We start from the raw sequence: 17,614 nt of genomic DNA, 5'->3' as shown, positions 1-17,614 counted from the left end.
GCCGGCGCCACCATCGCCCGAGGCACCGCCACCGGCACCATCATCAACGACGACTGACAGAGGCCGCCGCCCGCCCGCCTCGCTGGCCCCGTCCGGCCTGCCCCGGTGCCGCCCCGACGCGTCATTCCGCCCCCCCGACACGTCATTCCGGCGAAGGCCGGAACCCAGGACCCGGCCACCCGCCCGGCGCGCGGCCGGCCGCCCGGAGCGATGTCCCTGCGGGAAGTAGGATTCGCCCGTGCCAGTCGCGCTCATCACCGGTGTCACCGGCCAGGACGGCTCGTACCTCGCCGAGTTCCTTCTGGCCAAGGGCTACGAGGTGCACGGCACGACGAGGCCCACGTCGCTGGACAACACCGGGCGGCTCCGGGGCATCCTGGCCGATCCCGCCTCGGCGGAGCGGTTCCACCTGCATACCTCGGACATGACCGACGGGGCGTCGCTGGTGCGACTCCTCGAGGCGACGCAGCCCGAGGAGATCTACAACTTGGCGGCGCAGAGCCACGTGGCGGTGTCCTTCGAGGTGCCCGAGCAGACGATGCAGACCACGGGGCTGGGTCCGCTGCGCCTCCTCGAGGGTCTGCGCTCGCTGGGTTCGACCGCTCGCTTCTACCAGGCCTCCTCCTCGGAGATGTTCGGATCGTCGCCGGTCCCGCAGAACGAGCACTCGCCGCTGCGACCCCGCTCTCCCTACGGCTGCGCCAAGGCGCTGGGACACTGCCTCGTGGGCAGCTACCGGGAGGCGTACGGGCTCTTCGCGGTCAGCGGCATCCTGTTCAACCACGAGAGCCCCCGGCGCGGCGAGACCTTCGTGACCCGCAAGATCACCCGCGGGGTGGCGGACATCCTGGCGGGCCGGACCGGCGAGCTGCGTCTGGGCAACCTCGACGCCCGGCGCGATTGGGGGTATGCCGGCGACTACGTCGAGGCGATGTGGTTGATGCTGCAGCAGGATGAGCCCGAGGACTACGTGGTCGGCACCGGGGTGGCGCATTCGGTGCGCGAGTTCTGCGCACTGGCCTTCGAGCAGGCCGGCCTGCGCTGGCAGGACCACGTGCGGACCGATCCGCGGTTCGTGCGCCCGGCGGACCTGGACCACCTCGTCGCCGACCCCATGAAGGCGAACCGCGACCTCAGTTGGAAGCCCAAGATGGACTTCGAAGGACTCGTGTCGATGATGGTCGAGGCCGATCTCCGGCGATCGCCGATCTGAACCCGTGCGGGCGCTGCGATTCTGCATCGTTGGCGGCGGCCCGGCCGGCAACTCCTGTGCGTCGGTCGCCGCCCGACTGGGTGCCGACGTCACCCTGATAGAGAAGGACATCCTGGGCGGCGCCGCCAACCTCTGGGACTGCATCCCGTCCAAGGCCATGATCGCCGCGGGCGGCGTGATGTCGTTCGTCTCCCGCGCCACCGGTATGGGCCTGGACCCGGTGACGCCCACCATGGATCTGGACGGCCTGCGGGAGTACATCGAATCCACCCAGCAACAGCTGCACCAGTCGCTCAGCCAGATGCTGGAGAGCCAGGGTGTGTGCGTCCTCGAAGGCACCGGTTCGCTCGCAGGGCCCAACGAAGTGGTCGCCGAGACGGCCGAAGGCCGGCGCGAGATCACCGCGGACGTGATCGTGCTGTCCACCGGGAGCCGCCCGCGCGTGCCCGAGTGGTGCACCCCCGACGGTCAGCGCGTGCTCACGACCCGGCAGGCGTACCCGCCGCCGGAGGTTCCGCAGCATCTGGTGATCATCGGCTCGGGCGTGACCGGCGTGGAGTTCGTCCACATGTTCAAGAGCTTCGGCAGCGACGTGACGCTGATCGTGAGCCGCCAGCAGGTGCTGCCGGGCAAGGACCCCGAGGTGGCGGCCCTCCTCGAGGAGAGCTTCCTGGCCCGAAAGGTGAGTCTCTACAAGGGTGCCCGGGCCAGTGCGGTGGACGTGCACACCGACGGCGTGGCGGTTCGCTGCAACGACGGGCGGGTCGCCGAGGGCACCCACGCCCTCCTGGCCGTCGGGGCGATCCCCAACTCCGAGCATCTGGGCCTGGCGGCCGCGGGCGTGGAGTCCGTCGGCGGCTACGTGACGATCGATCACAACTGCCGGAGTTCGGTGCCGCACATCTATGCAGCAGGCGACCTCAGCGGCAAGGCGCTGCTCTCGTCGGTGGCGGCCATGCAGGGACGCAAGATCGCCGAGCACGCCATGGGGCTCCACAAGAACCGTCCACACCGCCACATCGACTACAGCCAGGCCGCCTCCGCGGTCTTCACCGAGCCCGAGATCGCCGAGGTGGGGCTCACCGAGGACGAGGCCACGGGACGGAAGATCCGGGTCACCAAGATGCCGTTCTCGGTCACCCCGAAGGCGCTCATCAACAACGACCCGCGGGGCTTCCTGAAGCTGGTGTCGGACCCCGCCACGGGCGTGGTGCTGGGCGGGTCCATCGTGGGCGGGCAGGCCGCCGAGTTGATCTCCGTGGTGGCGCTGGCCGTGACCGCCCGCCTGACAGTCGGCGACATCTCCGAGACCCTCTTCGCCCACCCCACGCTCTCCGAAGCCCTCGGCGACGCCGCCGAGTAGCGTCCGTCCGAGCCCCGGCGTCGCCACTGAGGTCGAGACTCCCCGGACGCCTCCCGAGTTGCCGAGCCCCGTTCATGGCCGATCCACCCCTCCCGAGCAGCACCCCGCCCGACGATCTCCGGAGTGGGGATCCCCGGACCGAGAAGCCCCGGGATGGCGAGTCCCAGGAGTTCGTGCTGCAGGAGCCGCTCGGCTCGCTGCTGTCGCGGTTGGCCGCCCGGCTGTTCGACGCCGCGCTGATGCTGCTGGCTGTGCTGGCGGGCACCCCGCTGTCCAACAGCGGGCGGATCGCCATGCTGGTGGCGGTGCCGATCCTCTACGAGACCGTCATGGTGGCCACCGCCGGGCGCACGGCCGGGAAGATGGTCATGGGTCTCCATGTGGTCCGCCGCTCCGACGGTCGCCGTCCCGACTGGGTGCCTTCGCTCGCCCGGGCTGCTCCTTCGGGAATCCTGGCGGCCGGTCCGCAGGTGGCGGCCATACTCATGGCGCTGTCGATCCTGCCGATGGTCGGCGACACGCGCCTGCAGCGCAGCCTCCAGGATCGAATCGCGCGCACCGTGGTCGTGCAGCGCCAGCGCCCCTGGGGAGCCCGCTCCTCAGCGGGATCCACCCGCGGCGCCTCCTGACGCCGCCGCGGCCGGCAACCGCCGCGCCGGCTCGCGCGTGTCGCGCTGCGATTCAGGCGTAGCCGTCGCCCTGTTGCTGCGAGCCGAAGATCGTGGGGGGTCCGGAGACTGAGAAGTCGGGGGCGCCGTGCATCCGGCGGCCGTCGACGGTGAGCATCTGGGACGCCTCGCCGCCGCAGATGCGGCCACCGTGCGAGTCGAGGATGCTGTTGAGCCCGATCTGGCTGACCGGATAGGAGTCGATGGCCGAGTAGGTCTGCAGCAGCAGCGGGCGAGGCCGCGGCGAGGTGTTCGGCAGCGAACCGTGAATCATGCAGCAGTTGTGGACCGTCACCGACCCCGCAGGGCCGCTGAGGTAGACCACCCGGTCGAGGTCCAGCCCCGCCACGTCGGCGTCGTTGAGGGCGCCGGCCCAGGAACCGTCGGCGCCGTACTGGTCATACAGGCGACCGCGGTGGCTGCCGGGGAGCACCCCCATCGGCGCCATGTCGGCGTCGACGTCGCTGAGGTACACGCCGATCGTGAGCGGCGTGAAGTCGGTGTGGGGCCAGAACTGGATGTCCTGATGCCATTTCACCTCCGCGCCGCCGCCGGACCACTTGAAGTTGAGCTTGGAGTGGTGATACCGGACCGGACCGCCCAGCAGCGCCGCGGCGAGTTGTGCCGGGGGACCCTCGAATGTGAACCGTGCGTACGTCGGGTGCCGGTCGACCGGGTAGTTGAGGCGCCGCAGCCTCGGGGCCTCCGCGGTGTGCGATGGTTCGAGATCGAACTCGGTGCCCGAGGAGGTCGCCGAGCGGCTGGCCTTCACGAACTCCGCGGTGACGGCGTTCAGTTCGTCGAGCCACTCCGATCCGACGAAGCCGGGAAGGCACAGGTAGCCGTTCGCCTCGTACTCGGCGCGTTGGCTCTCGGTGATGAGACCTGCGGTGTTCGGGGGTGCTTCTGCAAGCGTCATGCCCAAACCATACCGGGCGAGCCTGTCTCGCAGCCGGGTGCGGCTCTCCGCCGCAGACAGCCGGTCGGCACGCCGAGTCGTCGCCCCGCTGCTCACGTCGCGGCAGCGTCGCGGCGAGGATCGTCCCGCTGCCTACGCTGAGGGCGGTGTTCGTCGTCCTCCTGCTGGCGCTGCTGGGCACACCGGTGGCGGAGATCTTCTTCATCATCCGGGTGACCCGTGATCTGGGCATTGCCGAGACCATCGGCCTGCTGGTGGCGGTGTCGATCGCCGGGGCCTGGTTGGTGCGCCGCTCCGGCCTCGGTGTGCTGCGCCAGATCCAGGAGCGGCTCGCCCGCGGCGAGATCCCCGCCAAGGAACTCGTGGACGGTCTGTTGATCCTCGTCGGCGGCCTGCTGATGCTGACGCCGGGTTTCCTGACCGACGCCGTGGGCCTGCTGCTGCTCATCCCCCCGACCCGGCTGGCGCTGCGGGCGCTGCTGATCCGCCGGTACAGCAAGCGGCTACGCGTTGCGGGCTGGACCGCCGGCCCGGGCGTCTTCGGCGGCTTCGGTGGTTTCGGCGGCTTCGGGCACGGTCCACAAGCCGGGCCGCGCGGGGGCGACGTCCGCGACGTCAGCGAGCCGCGTTCGCTGCGCAAGGGCTCAAAGCGCGGGAAGAGGCCCGAGCCGGGTTAGTGGGAAGGGGATTCGCCGCCCCTCAGGCGGACAGTTCCTCCCGCACGATGGCGGTCCCGGCGGCGAGCGCCGACAGCTTGGCGAAGGCGACCTCGCGTGACAGGTACTTCATGCCGCAGTCCGGTGCGGGGATGAGCCGATCGGGCGACGTGTGCTGCAGGGCGTCGCGGATCCGCTGCGCCACCGTCTCCGGCGTCTCCACGGTGGCGTCGCCGTTGTCGATCACCCCGAGCACGACCGTCTTGTCGGGCAGCTTGGAGAGGATGTCCAGGTCGATTCCCGGTTGAGCGGCCTCGATGGAGATCTGGTCCACGGCGCTGACGTTCAGCTCGGGCAGGAAGGCGTAGGCGTCCGGCTTGCCGAGTCCCCGCCAGGCGTGGATGGCGGCGTACCCGAAGCACATGTGCAGCACCGTCGTGCCGGTGACCCCGTCGAGCGCCTCGTCGAGCACCTCCACGGCGTACTGGAGGGCCTGCTCGGGCCGGGCCTGCATGTACGGCTCGTCGAGTTGCACCGCGTCCGCCCCGGCGTCGAACAGGTCCTTGATCTCGGCGTTGACCACCTTGGCGTAGGCGGAGGCCGCCTTCCGCTCGTCGCCGTAGTGGTCGTCCTGGGCCTGCTGGATGAGCGTGAACGGCCCGGGCAGGGTCAACTTGACGGTGCGGGTGCTGTGGGCCCGCAGCAGTTCCAGGTCGCGCACGCCGATCGGCTCGGGCCGGGTGATCGGCCCGGCGATGCGGGGCACCGGGTTCGGCTTGCCGGTGCGGTCCATGGCACTGCCGTGGCGCTCGGGATCGATGCCCCCCAGAGCGGTGGCGAAGTGGTTGGAGTAGCTCTCGCGCCGGATCTCGCCGTCGGTGATGATGTCCACGCCGCTGCGCTCCATCTCCCCGATCGCCACGACGGTGGCGTCGTCCTGGGCCTCCTGGAGGCGTTCGGGCGGGATCCGCCAGAGTTCCCGCGCCCGCACCCGCGGCGGCAGCCGCGTACACAGCGCCGGCCGGTCGATCAGCCAGTCCGGCTGCGGATAGCTCCCCACCACGGCTGTCGGCAGCAGCACACCGCGGAGCCTAACGGACGCGCTCGCCCCGCCCGGATCAGTTGAAGAGGCTCGGCTGGGGTGACGGCACGGTCCGGTCTGCCTGACGCAATTCGGCGGCGGTAGGTTCCGCCGGCTTCAGCAATGCCGTTTCGAGTTCGTCAAGCGATGCAACCGGCACGGCTCCCCGCTTCTCGAGTAGTGCGTTGCCCGGACCCTCGCCCGGCCCCCGCCACACGGCGACCTGTCCGAAGCCGCGCCTGAGGGCCTCCGTTGCACCAGACCATGTGCCCCCCGTGTCAACGTCGGCGGCGACCACCAGCGTGAGATCGGATAGGGCGTAGATGAGCTTGTTGCGTCCCATGGCGTTGCCCACGCTGAAAGGTGCCTCGGGGCTGTAGGGGGTGCACATCACGGTGCATCCTTCGTGGATCGCCCGGCGTATGTCCACACTGCGCAGCTTGCGCATCAGCGACTCCGCCAGAACGCCCACAACCACGCCGCCCGCCTCGAATGCGGCGTCCATGGCGATCTGGTCAACTCCACGAGCACCGCCCGAGATCAGCGGCACCCCCACCCGCGCGGCGAGCTCGGCCGCCGCTCCAGCCACTTGGCCCCCCTCCGGCGACACGTCGCGGCTTCCGACCACCCCGATGCCCGACTCGCCGAGCAAGTCGACAGCGCCGGCGGCGTACAGCAGGACGGGTGCAGACGCTCCGACCCGCTCGACCAACCGTCGGGGATAGTGCTCATCGGAAGGGGTCAGCACCGAGATGCCGGCCTGTCCCAGGCGCTCTAGTTCGAAGGCCATCGCGGTCGCCCGGTCGAGCAGTGCCACGACTCGGCCCGCCAACTCCGGTGCCATGCCGAGATCCGCGGCAAGCTGCTCCTCCACGACTCCCAGGAGTCGGCTCGGCTCACCGGCGAGCTCGCAGAGCTTCCAGAACTCCGACGCCTTCAACGGCTCGACATCATCGCCGGGAAGCCGCCCGACCAGCAGGATCGTCGCCAGCGAATCTTCGTTCACCATTTCAGCGGCTTCCTAGACGATGCCGGCCCGCGCCAGTCGAAGGATCCGTCATGATGCGAACCCTACGATGGGAGTGCGACAGTGCTCCCTGGGCCTGCCCTCGCGCCTGCCATGATCGGTGGCCCGCGCTAGCGATGGATCAAACGAGCGCCCGGATGGCTCTCACCGACCGGTAGTTGCGGGCTGTGGTCTCGGTGCCGACGAACCGGTGCAGTCGCTCGACCAGCTTGGACCGGCCGAACCCGTTCGGGGCGTGGAGGTAGAAGACCTCCTCGGTCAGCACGAACTCCTCGCCTCGCGTGGCCAGTTCCCGCAGGCCATCCAGATCAGCGGTCGGATCGGGTTCGGCGAGGAAGAAGAAGTGGACCGCCTTCGGATCCTCGCTGCCCCGGGAGAACGGATTGGCGGCGATGGCGGCGTCGAAGGCGTCGATGTCGAGGACGAACGCGTGAGGAGCGAACCCGAAGCGCCCCTCGATGGCGTCCCGAATCAAGCGGGCCACCGACTCACGGTCGCCGTCCGGCGAGTCGAGGACGATGTTGCCGCTCTGGATGTACGTGCGAACGTTCTCGAAGCCGACCTCGACGAGAAGCTCGCGAAGCGCAGCCATCGGCAGCTTGTGACGTCCACCGACGTTCACACCGCGCAGGAGCACGATCCAAGTCGTCATCGCCGCCAGCAGCTTGCGACGCCGACCCCTCGCCGTCGGCCGCCACCACGACCCGTGATCCAAGTCGTCATCGCCGCCAGCAGCTTGGGACTACTCGCTGTGCACTCGGCTCTTATCCCGCCGGTGGAGCCGACGACGTCTCCCGGTCCACGGGCGGAGGCGGTGGCAGGTCAAGCCTGGCGCCTCCCAGTCCCGGTCCCTTCGGCGGGGGTCCGATCTCGCTGATCGGCGTTGTGGCGACGAAAGCGTGGTAGTCCTCCGGTCTTGGTTCGACGCGCTCGAACGGGTACTTAAGTGCCTTCTTGATCGCCTTCCACATCGGTTTCCTGCCTCTCGTCTGCGTGGATGAACTCGAGGTACTCGATGTCTTCCCAGCGGAGGAGGACACCGATGTTGCCGTGCGCCGCCGTCTGCCAATCGCCGTGGGACTCGCCCGTTCGGGGATCAACATCGATGGTAGCGGCCAGGTACAGATCTTGCGGTTCGGGGTAGCGCGCTGCGAACGACTGCCGATTGCCGACCTCGGCGACGGCACCTCCGATCCAGGTGCCCGATTTCAGTCGGCATCGCACCCACCCCTTGCGGCGGTGCTCGAACAAGTAGTCCCAGGCGCGCGGAGCACGGCTTACCCCGAACAACACGCGTGTCCACCTCCAGCCCACCCGCACGCCACGGCCGAGGAGCGTTCCTGCCGCCGCGGGCAGGGCTACATAGGCGAGAGGCACGACCGCCAGCCACCCCGGCAGGGGCTGGCCGCCGGCGAACGCGTGCCAGTAGTTGGCGTACAGCCAGTACAGCGGGGCCGAGAAGAGGGCGAAGAAGACCGCCGAACCGCCCACGAACCGCAGAGCCCGGTCCTTGCGTTGAATGCCGAACTGGCCGGCCAGCCGCTCGAACGCCCAAGCGAACAGCGCCCCGGGGAGGAAGATCACACCGAGTATGGCAGTCGCCTGCAAGATCGTTGACACCAACTCTCCCTTCGCCTCGTCTCGTCCTGTCGGGGAAGCCAGGGGAAGCAGGTGCCACTCGGAGCGAGCGCAGCATACGGCTCGCCAGCTTGGTTGCCTCAGCGGCAAGCGAGTCACCGCGGGCTGTCGTCTCGGCCTCGATGAACCGGTGCATCCGTTCGACCAGCCTGGACCGGCCGAACCCGTTGGGGGTGTGGAGGTAGAGGACCCGCTCGGTCAGCACGAACTCCTCGCCCTGCGTGGCCAGTTCCCGCAGGCCGTCCAGATCGGCGGTCGGATCGGGTTCGGCGAGGAAGAAGAAGTGGACCGCCTTCGGGTCCTGCTCGCTCTGGGGGAACGGGTTGGCGTCGATGGCGGCATCGAAGGCGTCGACGCCGAGGACAAACGTGTGGGGAGCGAACCCGAAGCGCTCCTCGATTGCACCCTGAACCGAGTGGGCCACCGAGTCGCGGTCACCGTCGGGCGAGTCGAGGACGATGTTGCCGCTCTGGATGTACGTGCGAACGTTCTCGAAGCCGACCTCGGCGAGCAGCTCGCGCAGCGCAGCCATCGGCAGCTTGCGATGGCCACCGACGTTCACGCCTCGCAGGAGCACGATCCAAGTTGTCATCGCCACCAGCAGCCCACGAGTCACTCACCGAAGCGCATCGGGCCGATAGGTGGGCGAGCCCGCTCAGGGACCGAGGGCGGTCAGCGGGACCACCTGTACGCCGTCCTCTCGGCGGAAGCCGTAGCCGTTGGCGGTCACGACGACCAGGTTCGACGGGTCGCCTACGCGACGGTCCGAGACCGTGTCGCGCAGCTTGCGGAGGGACTTGGCGGCGTGCTCGATGGCGGCCTCGCCGCCGAGTTTGATCTCGAGCGCGATCCAGGCTCCGTCACCACGTTCGATGATGATGTCGACTTCCAAGCCGCTGCTGTCCCGGTAGTGCGCCAGGTGCGAGCGGCTCGACTCGGCATAGACGCGCAAATCCCGAACCGCAAGGGACTCGAACAACAGTCCGAAGGTGCCTAGATCGCTGATCAGCCGCTCCGGGTTGGCTCCGAGGGCGGCCACTGCCAGTGAGGGATCGGTCAGATGGCGCTTCGCGGCCTGCCGGAGCCGGGCACGGGATCGCAACTCGATCGACCATGCCGGTACGTCCTCCACGACGAAGAGCCGCTCCAGAGCATCAAGGTAGGCACTGACGGTGCGCCGGTCGAGCGGTCGCTCGCCCCCGGTGTCCGTTGCCAGCGTGCTTTCCGACGCCTCGGTTGCCACGTTCCGGGCCAGTGACCGGAGCAGGCGTGTGACCCCGAGGGGATCGCGAGCCGGGCCGCCCAGTTGAGGAATGTCGGTCCGGCAGACTTCGGCGAGATACGACGAGGCGTAGTTCTGTGCCGCCACGAGGTCGATGTCCAGGGAGGCCGGCCATCCTCCCCGGCACGTCGCTTCCACCAGGTCCCGCAGACCGGGGTCCGGCGCGTTGACGAAGCCGACGTTCGCTGAGAACAGATCGTCCAAGGCGACCGTCCCCGAGGACAGGCCTGTCTCGAACAGTGACATCGGACGCATCCGGACCCGCGTGATGCGGCCGGTCCCGGTGTGGCGGGTGATGTCGTCGGTGGGCAGTGCGGAGCCGGTCAGGATGAAGCGGCCGGGCCTGCGCCCTTCGTCGCCTGCTGCCCGCACCTGGTTCCAGATCTCCGGCGCCAATTGCCACTCGTCGAGCAACCTCGGTTCGGGCCCGACCAGGATCTCGCCGGGGTCGACATGTGCCGCCAGCCGCGCGCTGCGATCGGAACCGAACATGACCTCGCTGTGCGCGTGCGCCCGGCCCGTCGACGTCTTGCCGCAGGCCCGCGGCCCTTCGAGGACGACGGCGGGTGACGCTCGCAGTGCGGCCTGCAGTTGTGTGTCCACTACCCGCGGCACGTACCAGTCGTCGATCTGTCCGGCCCCTCCGACGCTCATTGATGCCAGTGTACCAAAAGTCGGGCTGTTGATGTATCAAAAGACGGATTTCTAATGTATAAATTATCGAGTATTCGATGTGCAAGATATCGACAATCTAACGTACAGCCTGCCACCCACCGGCGGCGCTATCAGCGGAGCGAAATGCAACTCGAGGAGGTGCCCAGTTCCTATCTCGGCGGTAGGGTCGTCCACGGCCCTCCTCGCAACTCGATTATCCACAGCCCCGATCGTAGGAATGGGGTGCGACAGCCTTACCGAGCATCGCCTGCCGGGCCAATCGCGACAGATTGAAGTTCGCGGCTGCTGCGGCGAGACTGGCCACACCGAGAGCAGTAGCTCGAGGAAGCAGACCCGACTCCTCTCCGGACGGTGAGCAGTCGGGTCCTTGCGCTTCTACGCGACTTGGCATTCTGTGACCTTGATTCGGCGAGGAGGTCGCTGATTGTCACACGAAGCCGGCTATTTCGACTCGATCAGGAGATCCAGATCGAGCGGCCGGCGTTAGTTCCCGGCCGCGGCGTCGTTCGTCCCCGGAGTGGCTGCGAGGCTTTCGGTGAGGGCTTGGATTTCTTCTAGGGCGGCTTGGAGGTCTTCGGCGATTTCGGAGGCGAGGACGGCGGGGGGTGGGAGGTCGTCGGTATCGGTGAGGCTGTCGTCGCGGAGCCAGAAGATGTCGAGGCTGACCTTGTCGCGCGCCAGCAGTTCGTTGTAGGTGAAGCGCTTGAAGCGTTCGGAGGGCTCGCGGCGGTGGGGTTCGCCGGGGCGGTAGCAGGCTACGAAGTCGTCGAGGTCGGCGCGGCGGAGGGGGTTCTGCTTGCGGGTGAAGTGCTTGTTGGTGCGCAGGTCGTAGACCCACAGCTCGCGGGTCCAGGGGTGCTGGGCGCCGGGGCGGCGGCGGAAGAACAGGACGTTGGCCTTGACGCCTTGGGCGTAGAAGATGCCCGTCGGCAGGCGCAGCAGGGTGTGGACCTCGCAGTCGGCCAGCAGGCGGCGGCGGATTGTCTCCCCGGCGCCGGCCTCGAAGAGCACGTTGTCGGGCACCACCACCGCCGCGGTGCCGCCGATGCGCAGCAGGCCGGCGATGTGCTGGACGAAGTTGAGTTGCTTGTTGCGGGTCGCGGCCCAGAAGTCGTCGCGCTCGTAGCTGTCGGTGGAGGACCGCCCGAACGGCGGGTTCGTGAGCACCATGTCGAAGCGGGCGCTGGGCCGCTCCCGCAGGGCGTCGTCGACGTGGACCGGCGAGTCGGACTCGGGGCTCTCGATGCCGTGCAGCAGCAGGTTCATGGCGCACAGCCGCGCCGGCAGGTCGGCGATCTCCCAGCCCGTGAACGCGCCCGACCGCAGGTGCGCGGTCTGATGCGGCTCCAGGTGCGGGAAGCGCTGGAGGATCGACTGGTAGGCGCCGAGGAAGAAGCCGCCGGTGCCGCACGCCGGGTCGCAGACGCGGTCGTCGGGGCCCGGCAGCATCACGTCCACGATGGCCGAGATCAGCGCCCGCGGCGTGAAGTACTGGCCCGCACCGCGGGCGCCCTCCTGGGCGGTCTTCTCGATCAGGCCCTCGTAGGCGTCGCCCTTCAAGTCGGCGTCGAGGCTCAGCCACTCGTGGCGGTCCACGAACTCCTTGATGAGCCGCTCCAACTTCGCCGGATCCTGCACCCGGTTGCGTGCCTTGCGGAACACCACCCCCAACATGTCGTCGCCCGCGCCGAGCTCTTCGAGAACCGTGCTGTAGTGCTGCTCCAACTCGACGCCCGAGCGCCGCAGCAGCGACGGCCAGCCGAAACCCGCGGGCACCACCCGCTGCCCGCCGAGCTGCTCGAACTGCTCGTCGGCCATCTTCAGGAACAGCAGATAGGTGAGCTGCTCCAAGTACTCCCCGTACGACAGGCCGTCGTCACGCAGAACGTCACAGAAATCCCACAGCCGCTGCACCAGAGCCTTCGGATCGGCGCTCATGGCCGGCGACGGCGCGGGCGGTCCCGGCCGGAACGGTCATTGTGCGGAGTCACCGGCCGGAGAGTACTCAGCGGGCCTCCACGTCGGGGAGTCGCCCCCGGAGTGGGCGCGCCGAGCAATCGAGGAGCCTCGGCGCGCTGTCGGGGTCGGGCCGCGCCGCGTGGGCGGGCCGCGCAGTCCTGCGTCAGGCTTCGGCGGCGTCTCCGAACGACCCCAGGGCGCGCAGGCCGTCTCTCAGGGTGGCGCTTCGGACGAGGGTGACGTCGCCGGTGGTCTCGAGTTCGTCGGCGAGGCGGTTCAGGGCGTCGCGGTTCGGTCCGGGCGCACGATCAGCAGCGGACCGGCGGAGGATCGGCGGCAGCTCTTTGCGGTCCGCCTCTCGGGCGTCCGTCTGATCGGACGAGCCGTCTCGATGGCTGGGGTCGTGCTCGGTCGGTTCGAGTTCGCCCGGCGGTGGGGTGTCGCCGGTCAAGAGGTAGTCGTCGCTGCCTAAGGCTTGCAGGCCGGCGCTCAGGACGCGGTTCGGCACGCGATCTATGTCGTCTGTGGCTTCCAGCGCGTCGGCGAGGCGGTTCAGGGCGTCGCGGTTCGGTCCGGGCCGCCGTAGGGCGGCCTCCTTGCGGTACGACCGCGCCCTGCGGATGTTGTCAAGCTTGGGGGCCTCTGTCTGATACAGCGGATAGTCGGGGTCGAGGTAGTCGTCGCTGCCTAAGGCTTGCAGGCCGGCGCTCAGGACGCGGTTCGGCACGCGATCTATGTCGTCTGTGGCTTCCAGCGCGTCGGCGAGGCGGTTCAGGGCGTCGCGGTTCGGTCCGGGCCGCCGTAGGGCGGCCTCCTTGCGGTACGACCGCGCCCTGCGGATGTTGTCAAGCTTGGGGGCCTCTGTCTGATACAGCGGATAGTCGGGGTCGAGGTAGTCGTCGCTGCCTAAGGCTTGCAGGCCGGCGCTCAGGACGCGGTTCGGCACGCGATCTATGTCGTCTGTGGCTTCCAGCGCGTCGGCGAGGCGGTTCAGGGCGTCGCGGTTCGGTCCGGGCCGCCGTAGGGCGGCCTCCTCGCGGTACGTCCGCGCCCTGTGGACGTTGTCTGGCTCACGCTCTCTGGCTGGCATCGCTCGGCGGCTCCCTCGTCAGGGGTCGAGAATATCCAACAACTTGCCGAGCGAGATGGAGGCGCGCCGGGCGAGGAGCCTTGCTTCCACGGCTTCCTTCGCGGCGTCGTTGGCGAACCGGCGCGCGAGTCCCGCCGCCTCAATAGCCGCATGGGCCCGCTGCGCCGAGTTGTCGGCGAACTTCGCGGCATCCCCCGCATTGATCGCTGCGGCCCTGACCACGTCGTAGGCGTCGCTGAGCCGTCGATCTGGTTCTGCCATGCGGCGAGTGTAGGGCGATCCTAGAAATAACAACTAGTTTCCATATATCTTGATATAATATACGTCAATTGTTACGCGGTGCCGCGGGCTGACCGCGGGCGAGCCGACCGGCTCTGCGACACGCGCCCCGCCGGCCGGGTGGCGGCGATGCGCTCGAGAAGCACCGAAGCAGGCTCATCGTCAGGATCCTGCAGCACGAGCCGCCCGGAGAAGGCCGTTGCTAAGACTGATCGCCGGAGTGCGGCAACGCGGTGCAAGGTGGTTGTGAGAGTTCGCCGCGATTCCTCGACCGCCGACATCTGTTGGTCGTTTCGTGCGACGACTTCGTCTTGGATTCCCGGCGGCGCGACCGGAATGGGGAAGTGGGCAAGTCCTTGCTTGCCAAGGTGGCGGATGTTGACCCCGCGTCCGGCCTCGCCGAACTCACCGCTGAGGGCAGAGAGATAGCAGTACCAGTAGAGATAGCGGAGCGCGACGGCTCGTGGCCGCAGGCGGAGCAGAGTGTTCTGGAAACAGCAATCCTCGATCTGTCCATCCCATATTGCTGGTTTCCCGACTTCGTTGGGACTGCCGGAAGCCTCGTTGAGCAACAGATCCCCTCGCGTCAGCCGGTACTTCTCGAAGTCAGCGTCATCAAAGTTCATTGTCTTCACATCGTCGAGAACAATGCCCTCCCAGGAGACGTTGGCGGCTCTCAGGTACGGCCGCATTTGCTCACCGGAATGATGCTGTGGCGACCGCTGCCGACCAAGCTGTACGTCAGCGACTTGAGAGATTGTCATTTTCTGCCAGCCCTCAGGAAGTTCGCTGCGGGCGTGGAAGGCGTCGGCGAGGATGGATGACCTGAGGTTGTCGAGTCGGTTCAGGGCCAGTCGCAGCGCGGCCTCGGCGGCGTCGAGTCGGGAGAAGTGTTCTTCGATGGCGGCGACGATCCGCTTCTGCTCCGCCACCGGCGCGATCGGGATCGGGAATCGGGCCAAGCCTTGCTTGCCGAGATGCCTGATGTTCACGCCCCGGCCAGCATCGCCGAAGCGACCACTTCGGGCCGATAGATGGCAGTACCAGTACACGTATCCTCGATCGAGTTCGGGCGTCTGAAGGCGTAGCAGCGTGTTCTGGAAGCAGCAGCCGTCGATCTCACCGTGCCAAATCGCGGGCTTGCCAACCTCGTTCGGACTGCCGGATGCCTCGTTGAGCAGGAGGTCGCCAGCCCGGAGCCGGTACTTCTCGAAGTCAGCATCGTCGAAGTTCATTTCCTTGACGTCGCCAAGGTCGATCCCGTTCCAGGTGACGTTGGCTGATCGGAGGTAGGGGCGCATCTGATCACCCGTGTGGTGCTGTGGGGATCGTTGGCGGCCAAGCTGTACTTCAGCAACCTCAGACATGCTCGCCACCGCCCAGCCCGGTGGCAGCTCGTCGCTCACGCCACCAGTACCTCCATCAGTTCGTCCATCAGTGGTGTGAGCTCATCGCCGAACAGCTGGAGGGCTCGGCCGTAGCCGCCGTGGGTGCTGAACGGAGGGTTCCTGAAGTCATATGGGGCGATCATCACGCTCGTTGCCAGGTGATCGCGGATCAGGCGGAGGTAAGCGACCTGCTCGACCGTGAATGCGCGGCCGGCGTTGCGCTGCTGCTGGAGCCATGCCTCGAAGCGCTCGTTGACGAGGTCGGGGTAGGCGACCAGTTCGTCGGTGAGGCCGATTGCGTAGCGGACGAGGCTGACGAGGTCAGTGTTCACGCGGTGGCCCGAGCCGCGGACCTTGCTGGCGTCGAGGGTCTCGTAGGCGGCCCAGAGGTCCTCGGTGGTCCAGCGGTGGGGTGGGCGGGCGATGGCGTTGGCGAGTCCCTTGATGTCCGCGTAGGTGAAGAATCCGCCAGGTGGCTGGTCGTACAGCACTTGCAGGGCGGTGATCTGGTCTCGGTGCTCTTCGATGAACTTGCGGAACGACTCGACTTGGCGGCGGGCCCGGTCGGCGGCGTCGACGGAGAACCCTTCGGAGACGACGGTGTCGGCGGAGGCGGAGTCGATCATCTGCTCGTAGCTGCGGCGGACCTCGATCAGCTTCTCGCGCAGTTCGGAGTTGCCGGCGAGGGGCTGGACGGCAGCCCGGACCAACTGCTCGCGGGCGGAGGCGACCTGCTCGGGTGTGGGGTCGTCGATCCCGGCGGCCTCGGCGGCCGCTTGCAGGTGACTATCCGGGTCGAGCGCTTCGACGAGTCGGCGGGCGAGCGCGCCGAGGCCCATGCCGGCGATCTTCTGCACCGCGGCGCGGTCCCCGGCGGTCATGCGCTGGTCGAGTCGGGCCAGGCGCGACGCCGCCGAGGACACCGTGGCCTCGTCGGTGGAGCCCAAGCCGATGCGGGCCAGGAGTTGGTCGAAGCTCTCGTGGCGTTGCCGCTCCAGGGGCACGGTGTCGGGCAGGTCGTCGTCGGTCACCCCGACCGCGTCCACGACCACGAAGCGGTCCTTGACGGTGGCGTCGGGCGTGACGGCGCGCAGGTCGTCGGGGTCGATGACCCGCACGCCGCGCCCCTTCATCTGCTCGAAGTAGTTCCGGCTGCGCACCCGGCGCATGAACACCACGCACTCGATGGGCTTCACGTCGGTGCCGGTGGCGATGAGGTCCACGGTCACCGCGATGCGGGGGTTGTAGGCGTTGCGGAACTGCTGCAGCAACTCCTCGGGGCGGCGGCCGGCGTCGCCGGACCGGTAGGTGATCTTCACCGCGCCCTCGTTGCCGAGGCCGAACTCCTCCCGCACGATCTGGACGATGTCATCCGCGTGGCTGTCGTCCTTGGCGAAGATCAGCGTCTTGGGGACGTGACGCAGCTTCCCGTCGGCGCGCCGCTCGCGGTCGGGGAACATCGCCGGCAGCGAGTCCCGCAGCGTCGCTGCGACGGTGCGGATCTGATCGGGCGCCACCACCCGGCGGTCCAACTCGGCGGCGTCGTAGTCCACGTCCTCATCCACCAGCTCGAGGCGCTGGGAGCGGGTCAGACGGTCGCGGAACTCCGTCACGAACCCGGCGCGCAGCGTGCCGGCCTTTGTCTCGATGTGGTCGTCAATCCAGCGAGCCATCGCCTCGGGCCGGTGAAACGCGAACACCCGCCGTGACGTGGGCACAGGATCCAACCCGCAGGTGAACCGGGTCTCCACGCCGGTGGACTCATAACCGAACGGCAGCACCCCGCCCACCTGGAATGCCGGCAGCTCACCGGGATAGGACCGCCGGTAACCCAGCGTCTGCGTCTCCACGCCCGTCAGCGTCGTCCCCACCGGCTTCGCCTCGATCACCCCCACCGCCTGGCAATCCACGAACAGCACATAATCGGCCCACCCCGCACCGACCGGCACCTCTCGCACCGCCACCCCCCGAGCCGCCGCCACCGCCGCAGACTTGTGGTCCTGCACCACCCAACCGCACGCCGCCAACTGCGCATCGATCTCCCGCCGAGCCTCCTGCTCCGGCGTGAGCCCACCATTGGCGTAATCAGCCATGGCCCGCCCCGCGCGCCTGCGCCGTCGCACTCGAGTTCTCCGAGGGGTTTGCGCTCATGATGACGGCTCTTCGTGAATTTCCAGCGGAAGTTCACCTTAGAGCGTTAGCGGATAGGTGATCGGCACCGCCCGAGAGACACCGATCCGACAAGCTTCGTCGCTCGCCACCAGCACAAACAAGTTCGCCAGGTGAAGGGCAAATCACCTGATCAGAGCCTATCCGCGCACCCTCTTAGGGCGAGAGGCGGCGAGAACGTGCCCGCTGTCGGTGGGTGTAACTACG

General features: G+C 68.2%; 16 protein-coding genes. 4 read left to right on the top strand and 12 right to left on the bottom strand.

The window, feature by feature from the left end; all coding sequences use genetic code 11:
• Positions 1-238: 238 nt before the first annotated feature.
• The 3 genes from gmd to OXG55_04375 all read left to right on the top strand — a co-directional run bounded on the left by gmd (position 239) and on the right by OXG55_04375 (position 3,205).
• Positions 239-1,213 carry a GDP-mannose 4,6-dehydratase gene (gmd, locus tag OXG55_04385; protein ID MCY4102494.1) on the top strand — a complete coding sequence of 325 codons (975 nt, stop codon included), beginning with the start codon at positions 239-241 and terminating at the stop codon, positions 1,211-1,213.
• A gap of 4 nt (positions 1,214-1,217) precedes the next feature.
• Positions 1,218-2,576: an FAD-dependent oxidoreductase gene (locus OXG55_04380; GenBank protein MCY4102493.1), complete on the top strand. Its 1,359-nt coding sequence runs from the start codon at positions 1,218-1,220 to the stop codon at positions 2,574-2,576.
• Positions 2,577-2,650: 74 nt separating this feature from the next.
• Positions 2,651-3,205 (top strand): RDD family protein, encoded by a 555-nt coding sequence (locus OXG55_04375; protein MCY4102492.1) that lies wholly within the window; start codon positions 2,651-2,653, stop codon positions 3,203-3,205.
• A 52-nt stretch (positions 3,206-3,257) separates the two neighbouring features.
• Here OXG55_04375 and OXG55_04370 read toward each other — a convergent pair whose 3' ends face one another.
• A complete protein-coding gene (locus tag OXG55_04370) occupies positions 3,258-4,163 on the bottom strand; it encodes a phytanoyl-CoA dioxygenase family protein (protein MCY4102491.1) in 906 nt (301 codons plus the stop codon).
• Positions 4,164-4,309: 146 nt separating this feature from the next.
• Here OXG55_04370 and OXG55_04365 point away from each other — a divergent pair, with 146 nt between their 5' ends.
• Positions 4,310-4,840 carry an FxsA family protein gene (locus OXG55_04365; GenBank protein MCY4102490.1) on the top strand — a complete coding sequence of 177 codons (531 nt, stop codon included), beginning with the start codon at positions 4,310-4,312 and terminating at the stop codon, positions 4,838-4,840.
• Positions 4,841-4,862: 22 nt separating this feature from the next.
• Here the strand turns inward: OXG55_04365 and OXG55_04360 are convergent, their stop codons facing one another.
• From OXG55_04360 to OXG55_04310, 11 genes are all read right to left on the bottom strand, one after another.
• Positions 4,863-5,900, bottom strand: coding sequence for a 5-methyltetrahydropteroyltriglutamate--homocysteine methyltransferase (locus tag OXG55_04360; GenBank protein MCY4102489.1), 1,038 nt, complete (start codon positions 5,898-5,900; stop codon positions 4,863-4,865).
• Between the two features lie 37 nt (positions 5,901-5,937).
• A complete protein-coding gene (locus OXG55_04355) occupies positions 5,938-6,906 on the bottom strand; it encodes a DNA-processing protein DprA (protein ID MCY4102488.1) in 969 nt (322 codons plus the stop codon).
• A gap of 142 nt (positions 6,907-7,048) precedes the next feature.
• On the bottom strand, positions 7,049-7,579 hold the full coding sequence (locus OXG55_04350; GenBank protein ID MCY4102487.1) for a DUF1697 domain-containing protein: 531 nt from the start codon (positions 7,577-7,579) through the stop codon (positions 7,049-7,051).
• A gap of 112 nt (positions 7,580-7,691) precedes the next feature.
• Positions 7,692-7,898 carry a hypothetical protein gene (locus tag OXG55_04345; GenBank protein MCY4102486.1) on the bottom strand — a complete coding sequence of 69 codons (207 nt, stop codon included), beginning with the start codon at positions 7,896-7,898 and terminating at the stop codon, positions 7,692-7,694.
• Positions 7,870-8,547 (bottom strand): DUF6338 family protein, encoded by a 678-nt coding sequence (locus OXG55_04340; GenBank protein ID MCY4102485.1) that lies wholly within the window; start codon positions 8,545-8,547, stop codon positions 7,870-7,872. The genes OXG55_04345 and OXG55_04340 overlap by 29 nt, the downstream gene beginning before the upstream one ends.
• Before the next feature lie 673 nt (positions 8,548-9,220).
• Positions 9,221-10,501, bottom strand: coding sequence for a DUF4143 domain-containing protein (locus tag OXG55_04335; protein MCY4102484.1), 1,281 nt, complete (start codon positions 10,499-10,501; stop codon positions 9,221-9,223).
• A 504-nt stretch (positions 10,502-11,005) separates the two neighbouring features.
• Entirely contained in the window at positions 11,006-12,460 is a 1,455-nt protein-coding gene (locus OXG55_04330) for a class I SAM-dependent DNA methyltransferase (GenBank protein ID MCY4102483.1), read from the bottom strand.
• 184 nt (positions 12,461-12,644) lie between these two features.
• Positions 12,645-13,571, bottom strand: coding sequence for a hypothetical protein (locus tag OXG55_04325; GenBank protein ID MCY4102482.1), 927 nt, complete (start codon positions 13,569-13,571; stop codon positions 12,645-12,647).
• An 18-nt stretch (positions 13,572-13,589) separates the two neighbouring features.
• Positions 13,590-13,832 (bottom strand): hypothetical protein, encoded by a 243-nt coding sequence (locus OXG55_04320; GenBank protein MCY4102481.1) that lies wholly within the window; start codon positions 13,830-13,832, stop codon positions 13,590-13,592.
• Between the two features lie 71 nt (positions 13,833-13,903).
• A complete protein-coding gene (locus OXG55_04315) occupies positions 13,904-15,256 on the bottom strand; it encodes a restriction endonuclease subunit S (protein ID MCY4102480.1) in 1,353 nt (450 codons plus the stop codon).
• The gene (locus OXG55_04310; GenBank protein ID MCY4102479.1) at positions 15,253-17,331 is read right to left on the bottom strand and encodes a helicase-related protein; all 2,079 of its coding nucleotides are present in this window, start codon (positions 17,329-17,331) and stop codon (positions 15,253-15,255) included. Before OXG55_04310 ends, OXG55_04315 begins: the two co-directional genes overlap by 4 nt.
• Between the last annotated feature and the right edge of the window lie 283 nt (positions 17,332-17,614).

It is taken from the genome of bacterium (assembly GCA_026708055.1).
Taxonomy (GTDB): Bacteria; Actinomycetota; Acidimicrobiia; order Acidimicrobiales; family CATQHL01; genus VXNF01.
The sequence above is the reverse complement of the archived record's forward strand: the minus strand, read 5'-3'. Positions and strand labels throughout refer to the sequence as shown.